This window comes from Janthinobacterium sp. GW821-FHT03C10, from assembly GCF_059420865.1.
Genome location: NZ_JBWKUN010000001.1, coordinates 721,966 through 739,535, shown reverse-complemented (window position 1 = coordinate 739,535; position 17,570 = coordinate 721,966). Strand labels below are relative to the sequence as shown.

Annotated in this window: 19 protein-coding genes; 12 read left to right on the top strand and 7 right to left on the bottom strand. The window is 62.3% G+C overall.

All coding sequences use genetic code 11. The annotated features are described in order from the left end of the window. Positions 1 to 137 precede the first annotated feature (137 nt). From mltG to AC07VH_RS02995, 10 genes are all read left to right on the top strand, one after another. A complete protein-coding gene (mltG, locus tag AC07VH_RS03040; protein ID WP_475414366.1) occupies positions 138 to 1,124 on the top strand; it encodes an endolytic transglycosylase MltG in 987 nt (328 codons plus the stop codon). Between the two features lie 24 nt (positions 1,125 to 1,148). Continuing rightward, the gene (gene tmk / locus AC07VH_RS03035; RefSeq protein WP_494786735.1) at positions 1,149 to 1,790 is read left to right on the top strand and encodes a dTMP kinase; all 642 of its coding nucleotides are present in this window, start codon (positions 1,149 to 1,151) and stop codon (positions 1,788 to 1,790) included. 15 nt (positions 1,791 to 1,805) lie between these two features. Continuing rightward, the gene (locus AC07VH_RS03030; protein WP_494786734.1) at positions 1,806 to 2,834 is read left to right on the top strand and encodes a DNA polymerase III subunit delta'; all 1,029 of its coding nucleotides are present in this window, start codon (positions 1,806 to 1,808) and stop codon (positions 2,832 to 2,834) included. 106 nt (positions 2,835 to 2,940) lie between these two features. After that, positions 2,941 to 3,327 (top strand): VOC family protein, encoded by a 387-nt coding sequence (locus tag AC07VH_RS03025; protein ID WP_475414369.1) that lies wholly within the window; start codon positions 2,941 to 2,943, stop codon positions 3,325 to 3,327. Between the two features lie 68 nt (positions 3,328 to 3,395). Then, on the top strand, positions 3,396 to 4,028 hold the full coding sequence (locus AC07VH_RS03020) for a carbonic anhydrase (protein WP_489627230.1): 633 nt from the start codon (positions 3,396 to 3,398) through the stop codon (positions 4,026 to 4,028). A 92-nt stretch (positions 4,029 to 4,120) separates the two neighbouring features. Further along, on the top strand, positions 4,121 to 4,900 hold the full coding sequence (locus AC07VH_RS03015) for a TatD family hydrolase (RefSeq protein WP_494786733.1): 780 nt from the start codon (positions 4,121 to 4,123) through the stop codon (positions 4,898 to 4,900). A gap of 16 nt (positions 4,901 to 4,916) precedes the next feature. Beyond that, positions 4,917 to 5,567, top strand: a complete 651-nt coding sequence (locus tag AC07VH_RS03010; RefSeq protein ID WP_494786732.1) for an ankyrin repeat domain-containing protein — start codon at positions 4,917 to 4,919, stop codon at positions 5,565 to 5,567. Between the two features lie 254 nt (positions 5,568 to 5,821). Next, the gene (locus AC07VH_RS03005) at positions 5,822 to 6,745 is read left to right on the top strand and encodes a class I SAM-dependent methyltransferase (RefSeq protein WP_494786731.1); all 924 of its coding nucleotides are present in this window, start codon (positions 5,822 to 5,824) and stop codon (positions 6,743 to 6,745) included. A gap of 99 nt (positions 6,746 to 6,844) precedes the next feature. Continuing rightward, complete coding sequence (locus AC07VH_RS03000; protein ID WP_070218342.1) at positions 6,845 to 7,093, top strand: hypothetical protein; 249 nt, start codon at positions 6,845 to 6,847, stop codon at positions 7,091 to 7,093. Between the two features lie 154 nt (positions 7,094 to 7,247). Further along, positions 7,248 to 7,445, top strand: coding sequence for a hypothetical protein (locus AC07VH_RS02995; RefSeq protein WP_070218341.1), 198 nt, complete (start codon positions 7,248 to 7,250; stop codon positions 7,443 to 7,445). Between the two features lie 67 nt (positions 7,446 to 7,512). Here the strand turns inward: AC07VH_RS02995 and AC07VH_RS02990 are convergent, their stop codons facing one another. Further along, complete coding sequence (locus AC07VH_RS02990) at positions 7,513 to 8,631, bottom strand: phospholipase A (protein ID WP_475414374.1); 1,119 nt, start codon at positions 8,629 to 8,631, stop codon at positions 7,513 to 7,515. A gap of 284 nt (positions 8,632 to 8,915) precedes the next feature. Between AC07VH_RS02990 and fusA the strand changes: the two genes are divergently transcribed. Further along, on the top strand, positions 8,916 to 11,024 hold the full coding sequence (fusA, locus tag AC07VH_RS02985) for an elongation factor G (RefSeq protein ID WP_494786730.1): 2,109 nt from the start codon (positions 8,916 to 8,918) through the stop codon (positions 11,022 to 11,024). Positions 11,025 to 11,124: 100 nt separating this feature from the next. Here fusA and AC07VH_RS02980 read toward each other — a convergent pair whose 3' ends face one another. Genes AC07VH_RS02980 through AC07VH_RS02965 form a run of 4 tightly spaced genes read right to left on the bottom strand, consistent with a single transcriptional unit; the run spans position 11,125 to position 15,766 of the window. After that, the gene (locus tag AC07VH_RS02980; RefSeq protein WP_494786729.1) at positions 11,125 to 12,288 is read right to left on the bottom strand and encodes an HlyD family secretion protein; all 1,164 of its coding nucleotides are present in this window, start codon (positions 12,286 to 12,288) and stop codon (positions 11,125 to 11,127) included. A 21-nt stretch (positions 12,289 to 12,309) separates the two neighbouring features. Continuing rightward, positions 12,310 to 13,743 (bottom strand): efflux transporter outer membrane subunit, encoded by a 1,434-nt coding sequence (locus AC07VH_RS02975; RefSeq protein ID WP_494786728.1) that lies wholly within the window; start codon positions 13,741 to 13,743, stop codon positions 12,310 to 12,312. Between the two features lie 17 nt (positions 13,744 to 13,760). Further along, a complete protein-coding gene (locus AC07VH_RS02970) occupies positions 13,761 to 15,335 on the bottom strand; it encodes a DHA2 family efflux MFS transporter permease subunit (RefSeq protein WP_494786727.1) in 1,575 nt (524 codons plus the stop codon). Continuing rightward, a complete protein-coding gene (locus AC07VH_RS02965; RefSeq protein ID WP_494786726.1) occupies positions 15,332 to 15,766 on the bottom strand; it encodes a MarR family winged helix-turn-helix transcriptional regulator in 435 nt (144 codons plus the stop codon). Before AC07VH_RS02965 ends, AC07VH_RS02970 begins: the two co-directional genes overlap by 4 nt. Positions 15,767 to 15,896: 130 nt before the next feature. On the opposite strand from AC07VH_RS02965, the gene AC07VH_RS02960 reads away from it, so the two are divergent. Further along, positions 15,897 to 16,427, top strand: coding sequence for an SRPBCC family protein (locus tag AC07VH_RS02960; protein ID WP_494786725.1), 531 nt, complete (start codon positions 15,897 to 15,899; stop codon positions 16,425 to 16,427). A gap of 248 nt (positions 16,428 to 16,675) precedes the next feature. On the opposite strand, the gene AC07VH_RS02955 is transcribed toward AC07VH_RS02960, so the two are convergent. After that, a complete protein-coding gene (locus AC07VH_RS02955) occupies positions 16,676 to 16,945 on the bottom strand; it encodes a hypothetical protein (RefSeq protein WP_070308428.1) in 270 nt (89 codons plus the stop codon). Positions 16,946 to 17,026: 81 nt separating this feature from the next. Further along, on the bottom strand, positions 17,027 to 17,563 hold the full coding sequence (locus tag AC07VH_RS02950) for a hypothetical protein (RefSeq protein WP_494786724.1): 537 nt from the start codon (positions 17,561 to 17,563) through the stop codon (positions 17,027 to 17,029). Positions 17,564 to 17,570: the final 7 nt, after the last annotated feature.

Here is a 17,570-nt window from a genome sequence, read left to right as displayed (position 1 = left end):
AGTGATGTCGCGCAGATTGCGTCGGCAGCGGCAAGATTGCCAGTGTTGGCGCCGCTTTGCGCGCACTTGCTTCACAAATGAACGATCATAACAAGCGCGCGTTGCCCGCCAGCGAGCGCATCACAAGAATCGGAACAATGGCTTTCTTTAAAAAACTTGTAGTCAGTTCAGTCATCGCCGCCATCGGCGTGGGCGGTACTTTTGTGTATTGGGCGCAGCAGCCCATCACCACGGACGGCGAAGCGATCCCGTTTACGATCAGCCCGGGCAGCGGCGCGCATGCGGCCGGCCAGCAGATCGCGGACGCGGGCGTGCCCATCGTGCCCATCCTGTTCAACATGCTGGCGCGCATCGAAGGCAAGACTTCGAAGATCAAGGCCGGCTCCTACGAGCTGAAACCGGGCACGACGCCGCAGCGTCTGATCACGCAGCTGGCCCGCGGCGAGTTCGCGCAGGAGTCGCTGACCATCATCGAAGGCTGGACTTTCAAGCAGATGCGCGCGGCCATGGCGAATCATCCCGGCCTCAAGCACGATACGGCGGGCCTGTCCGACAAGGAACTGATGGCGAAGATCAGCCCGGAATACGTGTTGCCGGAAGGCCTGTTCTTCCCCGATACCTATCTGTTCGCCAAGGGCGCCAGCGAAATGCAGATTTTCAGGCAGGCGCACACGGCCATGATCGGCCGGCTGTCCGAAGCGTGGGACAAGCGCGATCCGGCCTTGCCATATAAAAACCCGTACGAGGCGCTGATCATGGCGTCCATCGTGGAAAAGGAAACGGGCCAAAAGTCCGAGCGGGCCATGATCGCCGGCGTGTTCGTCAACCGCCTCAAGACGGGCATGCTGCTGCAGACGGACCCGACCGTAATCTATGGCATGGGCGATAACTACCAGGGCAAGATCCGCAAACGCGACCTGGAAGCGGACACCCCGTACAATACCTACACGCGCGGCGGCTTGCCGCCCACGCCGATCGCCCTGGCCGGCGCGCAATCGCTGACGGCGGCCCTGGCGCCGGCCCGCACGCAGGCCCTGTATTTCGTCGCGCGCGGCGACGGCACCAGCCAGTTCTCGGCCAACTTGCCCGACCATAACCGCGCCGTGAACCAGTACCAGCGCTAATATCCTTATCAGATCAAGAGTTTCATGACACAACACTATCAACCCCGCTTCATCACCTTCGAAGGCATCGATGGCGCGGGCAAGTCGACGCATATCGGCTTTGTTACCGATTACCTGCGGCAGCGGGGCGTGACCCTCGTCTCGTCGCGCGAACCGGGCGGCACCAGCCTGGGCGAAAAGCTGCGCGAACTGCTGCTGCATGAAAAGATGCACCTGGAAACGGAAGCCCTGCTGATGTTCGCCAGCCGCCGCGAACACATCGCGCAAGTCATCGCGCCCGCCCTGGAACGGGGCGAGTGGGTCATTTCCGACCGCTTTACGGATGCCAGTTTCGCCTACCAGGGCGGCGGGCGCGGCATGGACTTGCGCAAGATGGAGCAGCTGGAAGCGTGGGTGCATCCGCATCTGCAGCCGGACATCACGTTCCTGTTCGACGTGCCGCTGGCCGTGGCTAGAGCCCGCCTGGACGCCACGCGTGCGCTCGACAAGTTCGAACAGGAGCAGGCCGACTTCTTTGCCGCCACGCGCAATGAGTATCTGCGCCGTGCGGCCCAGTTCCCGCAGCGTTTCCGCATCATCGATTCCACGCAAAGCATTGCCGACATCCAGGTTCAGCTGGCAAAACTGCTTGATGAATTGCTTGAACAAAGTGTTGCAACACGTTGATTGACAAAGAATAATATGACCAGTTCTCTCTATCCGTGGCAACAGGACGCCTGGCAGCAGTTGCAAGCCTTGCGCCCGCGCATGCCGCACGCCATTTTGTTCCATGGCGCGCAAGGCATCGGCAAGGCCGACTTCATCGAGCATTTCGCGCAAGCGCTGCTGTGCGAAGACGTGCGCGCCGACGGCCATGCCTGCGGCGCCTGCGCCTCGTGCGGCTGGTTTAGCCAGGGTAACCATCCCGATTACCGCCGCGTGCGTCCGGAAGCGCTGGAAGACGAGGTGGCCGACGATGGCGAAGAGGGTGAGGGCGCGAAGAAAAGCGCCAAGACCAAGACGCCGTCGAAAGACATCAAGATCGAGCAGATCCGCAACCTGGCGGACTTCATGAACATTTCCACGCACCGGCAAGGCTTGCGCGTGGTGGTACTGTATCCGGCCGAGGCGCTCAACACGCCCGCCTCGAACGCCTTGCTGAAAACGCTGGAAGAGCCGCCGCCGGGCACCCTGTTCCTGCTGGCATCGAACAGTCTGGACCGTTTGCTGCCGACGATTTTGTCGCGCTGCCGCAAATTTGCCTTGCCCATGCCCAGCCACGAGCAGGCTTTGACCTGGCTCAAGGCCCAGGGCTTGAACGACGCGGACAGCTGGCTGCGCGAGCAGGGCGGCGCGCCGCTGGCCGCGCTGGCCCAGTCCGAGTCGGGCGGCCGCGAGGAAACGGAACAGTTGCTGCAGGTACTGGCCAATCCCGGCGTGGAAGCGGCCCTGAAGGCGGCCGACAAATTACAGAAGGCGCCACTGGCGCCGCTGGTGGCGTCCCTGCAGCGCTGGCTGTACGACGTGTTTTCCGTCAAGTTGTCCGGCACCATCCGCTACTACCCGCGCCACCGGCGCGAACTGGAGGCGCTGGCAGGGCGCATCAACGTCAGCCGCCTGATGGCCGCCATCAAGTCGGCCAACGAACGCCGGGCGATTGCCGAGCATCCCCTGTCGCCCAAGCTGTTCCTCGAAGACATGTTGCTCGACTACGCATCCAGTTGCCAATAAAATCAATCGCTTACATTGAAAAGTTAATGTGAACTATCTCCGTGCCGTTTGCCACGCCGGCAAGCCGGTGTTACAGTCGAGGCACTGGACAGCAACGGAGGCGTGCATGCAACGGGTCACTGGCATCGGCGGCATCTTTTTCCACGCGCAAGACCCGGCGGCGCTGCGCGCCTGGTACCAGCGCCACCTGGGCCTGGACGTGCAGCCCTGGGGCGGCGCCGCCTTCACCTGGACGGACGCCGCTGGCCAGCCCACGGCCGGCACCACGATCTGGTCCGTGGCGGCCAAGGACAGCGAGCAGTTCGCGCCCGGCAAGGCGTCCTTCATGGTCAATTACCGGGTCGACGACCTGGATGCGCTGCTGCAAGCCTTGCGTGACGAAGGCTGTAACGTGCTGGACAAGGCGCCCGACTCGGCATACGGCCAGTTCGGCTGGGTCATCGATCCCGAGGGCAACAAGGTGGAGCTGTGGCAGCCGCCAGAAGGGCAGTAGGCGGGGCAATAGGCGAAACCCGCGCCATTCAGCGATAATACCGGCTCAGATAACGATCCCTATTGATTATGCGCGACATTATTGCTGGATTCCTACGTTTCCAAAAAGAGGTTTTTCCTGAGCGCCGCGAGCTGTTCAAGACCCTGGCCACGGGACAAACTCCCAAGGCCCTGTTCATTTCCTGCTCGGACAGCCGCATGGTGCCCGAACTGGTGACGCAGCGCGAACCAGGCGAACTCTTCGTGATCCGTAACGCGGGCAACATCGTGCCCTCGTACGGACCCGAGCCGGGCGGCGTCAGCGCCACGGTGGAGTTTGCCGTGTCTGCCCTGAACGTGACCGACATCGTCATTTGCGGCCATTCCGATTGCGGCGCGATGAAGGCGATCGCCACCTGCGCCTGCCTCGATCACATGCCGGCCGTGCGCAGCTGGCTGCACCATGCGGACGCGGCGCGCATGATCAACGAATCGGTCGAGCATCCGACGGAGCAGTCGCGCATCGACGGCATGGTGCGCGCCAACGTGGTGGCGCAGCTGAATAACCTGCGCACCCATCCCTCGGTGGCGCTGGCCATGGCGCAACATCGGCTGACCCTGCATGGCTGGGTGTACGACATCGAGAACGGCTCCCTCGACGCGCTCGACGAGTCGACCGGCAACTTCGTTCCGCTGGCGGAACATCCTGCCTCGCAGATGTAATCGGCTGCCAGCATCCGAACCGCCCCGGCAGGGGACGCGCGCCGCCGCCGTTGCCCTGCCGGTTTTTGCTCCCTCCGGTACAATCCCGCCTTATGTATATCGATTCCCATTGCCATATCAATTTCCCCGAGCTGGCCGCTCGCATGCCCGAGATCCTCGCCAAGATGGCCGAGAACAAGGTGACGCACGCGCTGTGCGTGTCCGTCGACCTGCCGGACTTTCCGCAGGTGCTGGCCCTGGCCGAGCAGTATCCGCATATCTTTGCCTCCGTCGGCGTGCATCCCGACTACGAAGACACGCCTGAACCGTCGGTGGAAGACCTGGTGCGCCTGGCCGACCACCCGAAGATCATCGCCATCGGCGAGACGGGTCTCGACTATTTCCGCCTGACGGGCGACCTGGAGTGGCAGCGCGAGCGTTTCAGGACTCACATCAAAGCTTCAAGAATCACCCGTAAACCCTTGATTATCCACACAAGAGCGGCCAGCGAAGACACCATCCGCATCATGCGCGAAGAGGGCGCGGGCGTGGCCGACGGCGGCGTGGCCGGCGTCATGCATTGCTTTACGGAATCGCTGGAAGTGGCGCGCGCCGCCATCGATATGGGTTTCTATATTTCGTTTTCCGGAATCGTCACGTTCAAGAGCGCCAAGGATTTGCAGGCCGTGGCGCTGGAAGTGCCGCTCGAGCGCATCCTGATCGAAACGGATTCGCCGTACCTGGCGCCCGTGCCGTTCCGCGGCCGCATGAACGAACCGGGCTATGTGGCCCACGTGGCGGAATACCTGTCGACCCTGAAAGGCATTCCCCTGGAACAGGTGGCACGCCAGACGACGGAAAATTTCTTCAAGTTATTCAATCAGTTGCCATAACTTCTTAAGGTAAAACATGATGAAAAAGCTCGCGCTGGCGATGTTGCTGTGCTGCGCCGCCGCCAGTCAGGCGGCGCCGGAACCCGATGCGTTCTTCCGCGCCGTGTCCGTCAACAACGCCAGCGGCGTGCGCAGCATGCTAATTGAGGGCATGAATCCGAACCAGCCTGACGCGCAGCGCGGCGATATTCCCCTCGTGCTGGCCTTGCGCGACGATGCGGACCGGGTTTTCCAGGTGCTGCTCGACGCGCCGGGCATCGACATCGAGGCCCGTTCGGCCAACGGCAACACGGCGCTGATGATGGCCGCCTACAAGCACAAGCTGGACGCGGTGAACGCCTTGCTGGCCAAGGGCGCCAAGGTCAACCAGAGCGGCTGGACGGCGCTCCACTATGCGGCCTCGGCCGGCGACCTGCCCATCATGAAGATTTTTCTGGACCGCGACGCCGTCGTCGATGCGCGCGCGCCCGCCAACGTCACGCCGCTGATGTTTGCCGCCCGCGAAGGACAGGAGGGCGCCGTCAAGCTGCTGCTGTCCTGGGGCGCGGACGCCAGCCTGAAGAGCGACCATGGCTGGACGGCCGTGCAGTTCGCCCAGGCCGGCGACAAGCCGGGCGTGGTCGCCATCATCGAAGCGGCACAGAAGGCGCGCGCAGCGCGCAAGTGATCGTTCTAGTAATATTTTCCATGCCAGCGCTGAAACTGGCATGGAATTGCCTCTCACCTCAGCCCTTTGTTCTCCCTGGCGATTAACGATAATGATCGTGTCGCATTAATCAGGAGATTGTTCGCATGGGCCATCCCACCACCGTCAGGCGCCGGCTGTATTGTCGCCGCCCCGCGCGCAGCCCGTGCGATATCACTGCTTTCTGGAATGACAAAACCGATCGGCCATCGGAGCCAGACTCCAAGAGGACAGACATGCTGAATGAACGAGAAATCGAGAGTTGTTACCTGGGGCAATTTATCCCCGTCCATTACCATCACAATATGTTGATGGACCAGAACCGCATGCACGGGTTCAAGTCGGCGATCGATTATGCGGTGAAACCCGGGATGAAGGTGCTGGAGCTGGGCGGCGGCACGGGCGTGCTGTCGTGGTTCGCGGCCGCGCGCGCCGACAAGGTCTGGTGCGTGGAGTTCAATCCGGACATGGTCAAGGAAGCGCGCAAGATGCTGGCGCTCAACCCGAACGGTGAAAAGGTGGAAGTCGTCCACGCGGACGCCTTTGAATATCTGCCGCCCGAGCCTGTCGACGTGGTCATCTGCGAAATGATCCATGTAGGCATGCTGCGCGAAAAGCAGGTGGAAGTGATCGAGTCGTTCAAGCGCCGCTACCTGGCCCGCTTCGGCGGCCCGCTGCCGATCTTCCTGCCCGAGGCCGTCATCATGGCCGTGCAGCCGATGCAGCAGGAATACGATTTCGAGGGTTTTTACGCGCCCATCGTGCAATTTCAGGAAACCACGGCCATCCATCCGGGCGTGCTGGAACTGGCGCCGCCGTCCGTCTACAGCATCATCGACTTCAGCCAGCCGACGGATAGCGTGTTCGGCTTCGACGGCAAGTTCGTCGTCGAGCGCAGCGGCACCCTGAACGCCTTGCGTTTCGTCACCAAGAACATCCTGGCCGTGGTGCCCGAGCGCTCGACCACCATCGACTGGCTGAATCACTACATGTGCCTGCCGCTGGCCGCGCCGCTGGCCGTGAAGGCGGGCGACGTGCTGCAGGTGAGCTTCCAGTACCGCGCGGGCGGTTCGATTCCTTCGCTGGAAACGTCGATCCGCGCGCAGGTGATCTATGACGTGAATCTGCAGCCTGCCACGCAGAACGCCGTCTACGCCTGAGCATCATTGATTTAAAGCCAACACCGCAGCGATTTCATCCTGCGGCGTTTGTCCATTCAGGGTATATTCCGTCTTTTACCACTGGACAGCTTTATTATCATGGAACAGATCGATCAGCGTTACCTCGTGCAACAGAATAAAATCAGCGACGGCGAGACCAAGCCGCCCGTGTTTGCCAAGGTAATGCGCAGCAAGGAAGGCGTGTTTGAAGGCGTGTCCTTCATCAAGTCGAAGGACAAGGCTTCCATCCTGACCATCGAAGAGGCCAACCAGGCCATCAAATGGGCCGCCAGCAAGAAGCCGAACGCGCACGAATACATCACGAAAGTGATTTGCGTCGGCCAATAAGCCTCCGTTCATTCCCGTTTTTGCACCGTTCATCCCCGCATTGTGCCGTTCATCGCATGGCCGTTGCCGCCGCGGCGGCGCTTGATTACAGTGCCGTCACGGTAGCGGGGCAAGCACGGCTTGCTCCGCACATTTCATTCTAGGGGGAAACGCGATGCTGGGATTCGTGCTGTGGCTGCTGCTCTTGCTGGTGTGCTGGCCCCTGGCCTTGCTGGCCCTCGTGCTGTATCCGCTGGCCTGGCTGCTGTTGCTGCCGTTCCGTTTGATCGGCATCGGCGTGGAAGGCGTGTTCGAATTGCTGCGCGCCATCGTCATGCTGCCGGCCCGCGTGCTGGGCGGCGGGCGGCACTGAACTGGATTTCCCATAAAAAAATGGCGCCGTCGGCGCCATTTTTTTATGCATGTACCGTTTACACCGCTTACAGGTCGACCATGAAACCGGCGCCGATCGATTTCTGCGAATAGTTATAGTCGATCAGGCTCTGGCCATAGCCGGAAAACAGCTGCAGATAGCCTTTCAGGTTGGCCTTCAATGGGAAAGCCCAGCTTGCCTGCATGGAGCCATGCTTCTTGCTGAAATTGCGGCGCGCCGTCACGGCGTATTCATGGCCCTTGTTGCGGTAGCTCACGCGCAAGTCGCCATGCCCCATGTAATCGGTGATGTCGATATTGTCATTGTCGGTCTTGCCATTGTCGAGGCGGTGCCAGATGCGCGTCGTGACGGCCAGGTTGTCTTTTTCCATGCCCAGCTCGGCATACACGCGGTTCCAGCTGCGCGACAGGGTCGACGTCTGGCCGTTCGACTGGTGCACCAGGCCCAGGTTCAGGTAGTTGAATTCCACGCCCGCGAAATTCTTGTTGATCGGCAAGATCAGCATCAGCTCCGGCTGGTAATTGGTCTCGCGGAAGGGGCTCGAAGCCTTGCGGTTATACGCCTGCCAGAAACTTTGCTGCGTATAGCCGAACCACATGTCGATGGGCGTGCCGGCGATGTCTTCCAGCAGCTTCATCTTGAAACTCAGCTGGAACGTCAATTCCACGTGCTGGCTCTTGATGCCGCCCGGTGTGAAATCCTGGAACGGTTCGTCGTTCGAGGCGTCGCTGTAGTTGGCCAGCAGCAAATAAGTGTCGCGGTGCGGGCGGAAGTTGAACAGGCCCCGCTTCGAGGCATCGTTGAGTTCCCACGATTGCTGGGTGCGCGAAATCGGTGCTTCCGGCGGCGCCGCGCCAGCCTGCGCGATAGCGGGGATGGCGGCGTTGACGGCGTCCGGCGTGGCCACGCCCGGCGGGCTGACGGGCGTGATGGGGGCGACCTCGGCGGCCGCTGCCAGGGTGACGGCAGCTGTGGCAGGGTCGCCGCCGGCGGCGATGGTGGCTTTTTCCGCCGCCTTGGCCAGAGTGTCGAAGCAGCCCAGGCGGGCGCTGGCGTCACCAAGCACGGCGCAACGCTGCATTTGCTGTTCCAGTTCGCCGGCCATGGCCAGCGCCGGCGACGCCAGCAGGGAGGAGAGGATTATTTTTCTTAGTTGGATGGTCATAGGCTGAGTGGGGCATGTCATTCGGTGCGCACCTGGGCTGCATGCCGGCGGCGTCGCCTTGCACGATAAATCACCGTGCGTCTTGATCCTGATTAATCTTTGTTGGATTAATAGTTTTGAAAGTATAGCGGAATACCTCGATTGCCCCGTGCGCCAGCCGTGCGCGGGGGTAACAGTGTTGTACGCATGGTAAAAACCGGTCACCCGAGCCGCGCAAATCGATGTCTGCTACACTGGAAAACCGGCGCAAACACGGTCGTGCCGGGCTAGCCATGGAGATTGTGATGACCCGCAAAACACCTATCGAGCGCTACCGCAACATCGGCATCAGCGCCCATATCGACGCCGGCAAGACCACCACCACCGAGCGCATCCTGTTTTATACGGGGGTCAATCACAAGATCGGCGAAGTGCACAATGGCGCCGCCACCATGGACTGGATGGAGCAGGAGCAGGAACGGGGCATCACCATCACCTCGGCCGCCACCACGGCGTTCTGGAAAGGCATGGCCGGCAACTTCCCCGAACACCGCATCAACATCATCGACACGCCCGGCCACGTGGATTTCACGATCGAGGTGGAGCGCTCGATGCGCGTGCTCGACGGCGCCGTGATGGTCTACGATGCCGTCGGCGGCGTGCAGCCCCAGTCCGAGACGGTCTGGCGGCAAGCCAACAAATACCACGTGCCGCGCATCGCCTTCATCAACAAGATGGACCGGGTGGGGGCGGATTTCCTGCGCGTGCGCAAGCAGATCGCCGAGCGCCTGAAAGGCGTGGCCGTGCCCATCCAGCTGCCCATCGGCGCGGAAGAGCATTTCACGGGCGTCATCGACCTGCTGAAGATGCGCGCCATCACCTGGGACGACGCCAGCCAGGGCGTGCAGTTCAGCTATGGCGAGATTCCGGCCGAGCTGCTGGCGCAGGCGCAGGAATGGCACGAGCACCTGGTCGAACACGCGGCCGAGGCCACCACCGAGATGACGGAACGCTACCTGAATGGCGACACGTTCACCGAAGCGGAGCTCAAGCAGGCCTTGCGCGCGCGCACCATCCGCAACGAAATCGTGCCCATGCTGTGCGGCAGCGCTTTTAAAAACAAGGGCGTGCAGGCGATGCTCGACGCCGTCATCGAATACCTGCCGTCGCCGCTGGAAGTGCCGCCCATCATGGGCCACGACGAGCACGACAACGAAGTGGAGCGCCATCCGGCCGACGACGAGCATTTCTCGGCCCTGGCCTTCAAGATCATGACGGACCCGTTCGTGGGGCAACTGACCTTCTTCCGCGTGTATTCGGGCGTGGTCAATTCGGGCGACATGGTCTACAACCCCACCAAGAGCGCGCGCGAGCGCTTGGGGCGCATTTTGCAGATGCATGCGAACGAGCGCAAGGAAATCAAGGAAGTGTATGCGGGCGACATCGCCGCCGCCGTGGGCCTGAAAGCCGTCACCACGGGCGACACCCTGTGCGCCATCGACCACGTCATCGTGCTGGAAAAGATGATCTTCCCGGAACCCGTGATTTCCCAGGCGGTCGAACCGAAGACCAAGCCGGACCAGGAAAAGATGGGCATTGCCCTGAACCGCCTGGCGCAGGAAGACCCGTCGTTCAGGGTGCATACGGACGAGGAATCGGGCCAGACCATCATGTCGGGCATGGGAGAATTGCATCTGGAAATCCTGGTCGATCGCATGCGCCGTGAATTCGGCGTGGAAGCGAACGTGGGCAAGCCGCAGGTGGCGTACCGCGAAACCATCACGCGCATGGTGGAAGACATCGAGGGCAAGTTCGTCAAGCAATCGGGCGGACGGGGCCAGTACGGCCACGTGGTGCTGAAACTCGAACCGCTGGAGCCTGGCACGGGCTACCAGTTCGTCGACGCCATCAAGGGCGGCGTCGTGCCGCGCGAATTCATCCCCGCCGTCGACAAGGGCATCATCGAAACCCTGAAGGCGGGCGTGCTGGCCGGCTATCCGGTCGTCGACGTGAAGGCCACGCTGACGTTCGGCTCCTACCACGACGTCGATTCCAACGAAAACGCGTTCCGCATGGCCGGCTCCATCGCCTTCAAGGATGGCATGCGCAAGGCATCGCCCGTGCTGCTGGAACCGATGATGCAGGTGGAGGCGGAAACGCCGGAAGAATTCATGGGCAACGTCATGGGCGACTTGACGGCCCGGCGCGGCATGGTGCAGGGCGTCGACGACATTCCCGGCGGCGCGGGGCGCATCGTCAAGGCCTTGGTGCCGCTGGCGGAAATGTTCGGCTATTCCACCACCCTGCGCTCGCTGACCCAGGGCCGCGCCACCTACACGATGGAATTCAAGCATTATGCGGCCGTGCCCAAGCACATATTGGACCAGGTGGCGGCGGCCGGTAAAGCCAGGTAGGTCGGATTAGCGGGGCAACGCCCCGCGTAATCCGACACCACCAACGGCCGTACCAACAATGTTGTCGGCTTACGCGCGTTGCGCTAAGCCGACCTACGCATCAATTCAGAAGATTCTGCGCAATGATGGCATCGGCCATTTTCTCCGCCTCGCCCACGGGCTGCTCCAACACCTTGGTCGTGTAGACGGTGGACGCCACCATCGGCTGGTCCAGGGTCGCCCCTTCGCCATGGCTGGTGTCGACCGTCACCGTCGTCGACAGGCCGATGCGCAGCGGGTGGGCGGCCAGTTCCTTCGGATCGAGCGTGATGCGCACGGGCACGCGTTGCACCACCTTGATCCAGTTGCCCGTGGCATTTTGCGCCGGCAACAGCGAAAACGCGCTGCCCGTGCCGGCCGACATGCCCAGCACCTTGCCGTGGTAGACCACCTTGCTGCCGTACAAGTCCGTTTCGATGGCGGCCGCCTGGCCCACGCGGATATTGCGCAATTCGGATTCCTTGAAGTTCGCATCGACCCATAACTGGTCCAGCGGCACGATGGACATCAGGGGCGTGCCCGGCGTCACGTGCGAGCCCAGCTGCACGCTGCGCTTGGCCACATAGCCCGAGACGGGGGCGACCACGGCGTTGCGGCGCACGGCCAGCCACGCCTGCAGCACGTCGCCCCTGGCCGCCAGCACGGCCGGATGGCTGGCCAGGTTGACGCCGGCCACGCCCGATTTGGCGGACTCGGCCTGGCGCTGCGCCACCGTCAAGGCCGCTTTGGCGTCGTCGACGGCCTGTTTCGCATGAACAAGGTCTTCGCCCGAGATCGTGTGGTCCAGCGCCAAGGGTGCGCGGCGCGCCAGGTTGCCCTGCGCCGTGGCCAGGGCCAGACGGCGCTGCGCGATGACGGCGTCGTACTGTGCCACGCTGGCATAGCGCTCACGCTCCTGGCGCACGACGTTGCCCAGGCGCGCCTCGGCCTGGCTCAGGGCCAGGTCCGCATCGATGGCGTCCAGCGTGATCAGCGGCGCGCCCGCTTTCACCATCTGCGTCTCGTCGGCGCGGATGGCGTCGACATTGCCCGTCACTTGCGCGGACAGGGTGACCAGGTTACCGCCCACGTAGGCATTGTCCGTCACTTCTTCCCTGGACAGCACCAGTTGATAGTAGGCGGTCCAGGCCGCGCCGGCCACGAGAAAGGCTGCCGTGATGGCGAGGAGGACGGCTTTGCGCTTGCCGGGATTGTCATTGCTGGCTGTGGTGGTGTCGTTGCTCATGATGTATTCCGTAATCGATGGTTATTGTTGTGTCGTCGCGGCGGCAAAATCGCTGCTGCCCCGGTAGCCGCCGCCCAGTGCCACGGTCAGGCTGATTTCCGCGTTCTGGCGCTGGTTTTGCAGCTGCATGCCCAGGTCCACCTGGCCGCGCACGGTCATTTCCGCATTCAGCTGGGTGGCGCGGTCGGCCAGTCCCTGTTTTAGACGGGCATTCGCGTTGCGCAGCTGCGCTTCGCTGGCGCGCAGGTTTTCCTGCTGCAGGCGCAGCTGGTTTTCCACGCCTTGCACCCTGGCGCCCGCCTGCGCCACGTCGCGCACGACATTGAAGACGTTCTGGTTGTAGTCGGCGATCAGCTCGTTGCGTTCGCTGCGCGCGCCGGCAAGCTGCGCCTGCAGGCGGCCGCTGTCGAACAGGGGCAACGACAAGGCGGGGCCGATGAACAGGGTGCGGCTGCCGGACTCGAGCAGCTTGCCCAGCTTGATCGCATCGAGGCCGAACGAGGCACCCAGGTCGATGTCGGGGTAGAACGATGCCTGCGCCGCCTCGATCTTGCTCATGGCCGCCTGTACCCGCCAACGCGCCGCCTGCAAGTCGGGCCGGCGCGCCAGCAATTCCATGCCCAGCTTGCCGGGCAGCGCATGCGGCAGCGCCTGGGCCTGCCTCGGCTGCAGGCTGGCCAGTGCCGAGCTGTCGCCGCCGAGCAGGGCGCGCAAGGCTTCCCGTTCCGTGACGACCTGCGTTTCCAGCAGGGCGATCTGCTGCTGAAGCAGGCTCAGCCGCGTTTGCGCGGACAGATGCTCGTCGCTGACGCCGAGGCCGTTGGCGATGCGCTTTTCCTTGTCCAGCACCAGTTGCTGCTGCAGGGCCACCAGCGCATGCAGGTTGTCCATGCGGGCCCAGCCGTTTTGCATGCTGAAGTAGTGGCGGGCGATCTCGGCCGCCAGCATCTGTTCCGCCATCGCATACTCGGCACGGCGCGCGTTGACTTCGCCCAGGCTGGCGGCGATCTGCGCCTTGTGCTTGCCCCACCAGTCCAGGTCGTAATGGGCTTGCGCGCCCATCGTGACCTCGTTGTAGTAATTGCCGCCGATGGGGGCGGGCATCAGGCCATTGCCCGAATAGCGCTGGCGGCTGGCGTTCGCGCCCAGGTCGACCCTGGGGCCGCGCTCCGCATGTTGCGCGTCGAACGCGGACAGGGCCGAGCCGATGCGGGCATTCGCCACCGCCAGGTTCGGGCTGGCGGCCAGCGCCTGTTCGATCAGCTGGTCCAGCTGATCGTCCCGGAGCTGGCGCCACCACTGGGCGGCGGGCCAGCCTTCGCTGGCCAGGTGGATGTCGGCCGCCAATTGCACGGTGGCCAGGTCTTGCTGCGGCAGCTGTTGCGTGTCGGGCGGGATGCTGGCGCAGCCGGCCAGGGATAGACTGAGCGTCAGGACGCTGAGGGAGAGTTTCATCGGTGTGTGCATGAGGGTTATTCCATGGCCGCGTGGTCGACCACGACAGGCGCATTTTTCTTCGGTGGTTTAATCAGGAGCAAAAGCGGCAGCACGAGGATGGTCAGCCACATCATCAGCCAGAAGTCGTCGAGGTAGGCGATCATCGACGCCTGCCGCGTGATTTCGCCATTCAGCGCCGCCATGCCCGTGCTCGTGCCCAGGTCGAACACCTGTGCGATGCCGGGGTCATGCAGGGCCGGATTGGCGATCGTGATGTGTTCCGTCAGGGACGCATGGGCGATCTGCGTATTGCGCACCAACAAGGTCTGCACGAGGGCGATGCCGATGCTGCTGCCGATATTGCGCACCAGACTATAGATTGCCGTGCCTTCCGCCCGCATCTGCGGCGACAGGGTGGCAAACGTGGCCGCGCTCAGGGGCACGAAGACGAGGCCCAGGCCGATGCCCTGGATGATGCCGTTCCACACGACCGTCTTCGGCACGAGGTCCAGGGTGAAATTGGCCATCTGCCACAGCGAAAACGCGGTAATGGAAAAGCCCACGCCCAGCAGGATGCGCGTATCGATCTTGCCCGTCAGCCTGCCGACGATCAGCATGGCCAGCATCGTGCCCAAGCCGCTGGGCGCGGTCACCAGGCCGGCAATGGCCGCCGGGTAATTCATCAAGCCTTGCAGCATCGACGGCGTCAGCGCGCGGGTGGCGAACAGCACCATGCCGACGATGAAGATGAACAGCAAGCCGCTCACATAGTTCGAATTCTTCAGCAGGCGGTAGTCGAGGAAGGACTTGCCGGCCGGACGCAGGGCCGTGTGGGCGATGAAATAACAGAGGCTCATGGCCAGCACGATGGCTTCGATCCACGTTTCCGTGGAAGAAAACCAGTCGTTCTGCTCGCCCCGGTCCAGCAGCATCTGCAGCGCGCCGATGGACAGGCTCAGGGTGGCAAAGCCGAACATGTCAAAGTGCATGCGGCGGTTGGGCGGGTCCTTGCGGATGTAGCGCCAGATGCCATAGAAGGCCATGGCGCCGATGGGGATGTTGATGAAGAAGACCCAGCGCCAGCTGTAGCTGTCCGTCAGCCAGCCGCCCAGGGTGGGCCCGAGGATGGGGCCGATCATCACGCCCATGCCCCAGATGGCCATGGCCGAGCCGTGCTTTTCGCGCGGATTGATGTCGAGCAAGACCGCCTGCGACAGCGGCACCAGGGCCGCGCCGAACACGCCTTGCAGCAGACGGGCGGCGACGATCTCGGACAGGGTGCCGGACAGGCCGCACAGCACGGAGGCGAGCGTGAAGCCGGCAACCGACACGAGAAAGGTGTTTTTTTGGCCGAAACGGTCGCACAGCCAGCCCGTCAGGGGCGTGGCGATGGCGGCGGCAACGATGAACGAGGTCAACACCCAGGTGATCTGGTCTTGCGAGGCGGAAAGGCTGCCCTGCATGTGGGGCAGGGCGACGTTGGCGATGGTGCCGTCGAGCGCCTGGATGATGGTGGCGAGCATGATCGAAATCGTGATCATGCGCCGGTTCAGGCTGGGGTCCTGTGAAGCGGGCAGCGCCGGCGTGGCACTGGCTGTGGCCGAACTCATGCGGATTTCTCCGTCGCAGCCTGTAGCGCTTCCAGCAACTCGGTGGCGGCCCGCAGTTGATCGGGATCTATGCCCTGCAGCAGTTCCTTGCGGAAGCCGTCCGCTTCCTTGCGCACGGTCTCATAGACCTGCATGCCTGCCTCGGTCAGCACGACGAGTTTCACGCGGCGGTCCGTTTCCGACGGCTGGCGCTGCACGAAGCCCGATTTCACGAGCCGGTCCAGCATCGACACCATGGTGGGGTTTTCCACGCCCAGTTGATGGGCCAGTTCGCTTTGCGAGGGCGGCTGCGGCGATTTGGCGATCATGGCGATGCACATCCAGCTCGCTTGCCCCAGGTCCAGGTCTTTCAGGCGCCGGTCGATGGCATGGCGCCAGCCGCGCGCCGTCTTGTGGAGCGCGGCGGAAAAGCGCTCTTCGATAGAAATCATAAGGTGAGCAGTCTAATGGTTAGGTCTCTAACCAATATTCTAGCATGCTGGTTTGACAGGCGTACAGGCCTTTCCGTTTGTCGGCGCCGCTGGTACATTAACAGTCAGCCCACCACCATCAGGAGACAGCATGACGACGGAAAAACAGAAGCAGGACGGACAGCACCGCGACAGCAGCGACTTTGTCATCACGCAAACCTTCGACGCGCCGCGCGAGTTGGTGTTCCAGTCGTGGGTGGAGCCCGAGCGCCTGGCCCAATGGTGGGGCCCCGTCGGCTTCGAATTGAGCGTGCTGGCGCTGGACCTGCGGCCGGGCGGCGTCTTCCACTACGGCATGCGCGCCGACAATGGCTATGAGATGTGGGGCAAGTTCACCTACCAGACGATTGAAGCGCCGGAAAAGATCGTCTCGATTTTGTCATTCGCCGACAAGCAGGGCAATGCCGTGCAGCATCCGGTCAGCGCGACCTGGCCATTGGAATCGTTCAATGTCATGACCCTCACGGAAGAAAACGGCAAGACGACGATGACCTTGCGCTCGACGCCGCACAAGGCCACCGATGAGCAGCATGAGACTTTCCTGGAAGGGCATGAGTCGATGACGCAGGGGTTCAAGGCTACCTTCGCCCAGCTGGCGCAGTACCTTGCGCGTGTTCAGTGAGGGTATTGTTTTGAACGGCGGGCCAGAGCCGCGGGCCTGAGAAAATGGCCATGGCTGCGTTGCTTGGGCTCGCCGTACATGCGTACTGTCTTCGCCCGCGCGCCTTGCCCTGGCCATTTTTCAGGCCCGCTGGGCCCGGGGAGCCTGGGTTGAGGGGGCGGGCGGGTTCTTGCTATCGTTGCCGGTTCGCGGTTGAGGAACGTCTGCTTGCGCCCCGAAGCGGTCATAGAACTACCGAAGTAGGCGGATCAATGAAGTGAATTCACAGCGTCTTGGATATCGTTGATCAACAAGGCGAGATCGGGCTTATCGCCGTACATGTCGAGTTCGCGAGTGGCAATCAATCCCATGGACAGCGGCCCTGGCGCTGGGTCGGAAGGATATCCAGACACAAATACTTCGCACCAACCTAGTTGTCGTAGGATAGATTGCCCAGGCGGCCAGCCTTTCTCTGCCAGAGGCTGAATCTGCTGAATAGCTGATTGAATCTTCCGCAAGAGCATTATTTTATCTTCCATTTTTTCTTGCTCGCGCGAGTGACCGCTTGTGGCCGGTTGGTATCGTTCGCAGATTCCGCCCGAAGCGGACAGATGGATTCGTTACACCGATGGTTGCGCATTTACGAACAGCACTACGTCAGAAACGGTACGCACTTTGCCGTAGTACGGGTTGCGCTCGGTCTGTTCTAGCGATCTTCCGGCCCGCAAAGCAACGTCCACTATGAGATCGTCCACGTCATCGACATCCAAGCCTAAATCGCCCGTGAGCGAGTCCGATGCTCGCACTGGAAACGCGATGAACGGCCTAAGAAAAACTTGCAATTCCTGATGCACCGCGCGGATGATCCAGGTGTCGGTTTTTCTTTTGTCAAAACTGCGGGCGAAGTGGCATATCGATTCGCCTTCGCGGGCGTAAGCCAGGGTTTGAAGGCGATGCTTTTCACGCCGATTCAAAACGGTGGTCCAGACATAAAAAACACAAACCAAAGTACCGGTAACGCCCAAAATCCGAGCAGATGACGCGTAAATAAAGTACCCGAACCCGACTGCTACCACGATCAGGAACACCTTCAGCGGGATGACAGGCCGTTTGGCATGCTGCGCCATTTGCCTTGACGGCAGCCGTGTTGCTTCCATTGCTACT

Coding starts and splice junctions, on each gene's coding strand:
- AC07VH_RS02995 (WP_070218341.1), top strand. CDS start 7,248: ATGCTGGGATTCGTGCTGTGGCTGCTGCTCTTGCTGGTGTGCTGGCCC.
- AC07VH_RS02980 (WP_494786729.1), bottom strand. CDS start 12,288: ATGAGCAACGACACCACCACAGCCAGCAATGACAATCCCGGCAAGCGC.
- AC07VH_RS03005 (WP_494786731.1), top strand. CDS start 5,822: ATGCTGAATGAACGAGAAATCGAGAGTTGTTACCTGGGGCAATTTATC.
- AC07VH_RS03025 (WP_475414369.1), top strand. CDS start 2,941: ATGCAACGGGTCACTGGCATCGGCGGCATCTTTTTCCACGCGCAAGAC.
- AC07VH_RS02975 (WP_494786728.1), bottom strand. CDS start 13,743: ATGAAACTCTCCCTCAGCGTCCTGACGCTCAGTCTATCCCTGGCCGGC.
- AC07VH_RS02970 (WP_494786727.1), bottom strand. CDS start 15,335: ATGAGTTCGGCCACAGCCAGTGCCACGCCGGCGCTGCCCGCTTCACAG.
- AC07VH_RS02955 (WP_070308428.1), bottom strand. CDS start 16,945: ATGGAAGATAAAATAATGCTCTTGCGGAAGATTCAATCAGCTATTCAG.
- AC07VH_RS03030 (WP_494786734.1), top strand. CDS start 1,806: ATGACCAGTTCTCTCTATCCGTGGCAACAGGACGCCTGGCAGCAGTTG.
- AC07VH_RS03010 (WP_494786732.1), top strand. CDS start 4,917: ATGATGAAAAAGCTCGCGCTGGCGATGTTGCTGTGCTGCGCCGCCGCC.
- tmk (WP_494786735.1), top strand. CDS start 1,149: ATGACACAACACTATCAACCCCGCTTCATCACCTTCGAAGGCATCGAT.
- AC07VH_RS02990 (WP_475414374.1), bottom strand. CDS start 8,631: ATGACCATCCAACTAAGAAAAATAATCCTCTCCTCCCTGCTGGCGTCG.
- AC07VH_RS03015 (WP_494786733.1), top strand. CDS start 4,121: ATGTATATCGATTCCCATTGCCATATCAATTTCCCCGAGCTGGCCGCT.
- fusA (WP_494786730.1), top strand. CDS start 8,916: ATGACCCGCAAAACACCTATCGAGCGCTACCGCAACATCGGCATCAGC.
- mltG (WP_475414366.1), top strand. CDS start 138: ATGGCTTTCTTTAAAAAACTTGTAGTCAGTTCAGTCATCGCCGCCATC.
- AC07VH_RS02965 (WP_494786726.1), bottom strand. CDS start 15,766: ATGATTTCTATCGAAGAGCGCTTTTCCGCCGCGCTCCACAAGACGGCG.
- AC07VH_RS03000 (WP_070218342.1), top strand. CDS start 6,845: ATGGAACAGATCGATCAGCGTTACCTCGTGCAACAGAATAAAATCAGC.
- AC07VH_RS02960 (WP_494786725.1), top strand. CDS start 15,897: ATGACGACGGAAAAACAGAAGCAGGACGGACAGCACCGCGACAGCAGC.
- AC07VH_RS03020 (WP_489627230.1), top strand. CDS start 3,396: ATGCGCGACATTATTGCTGGATTCCTACGTTTCCAAAAAGAGGTTTTT.
- AC07VH_RS02950 (WP_494786724.1), bottom strand. CDS start 17,563: ATGGAAGCAACACGGCTGCCGTCAAGGCAAATGGCGCAGCATGCCAAA.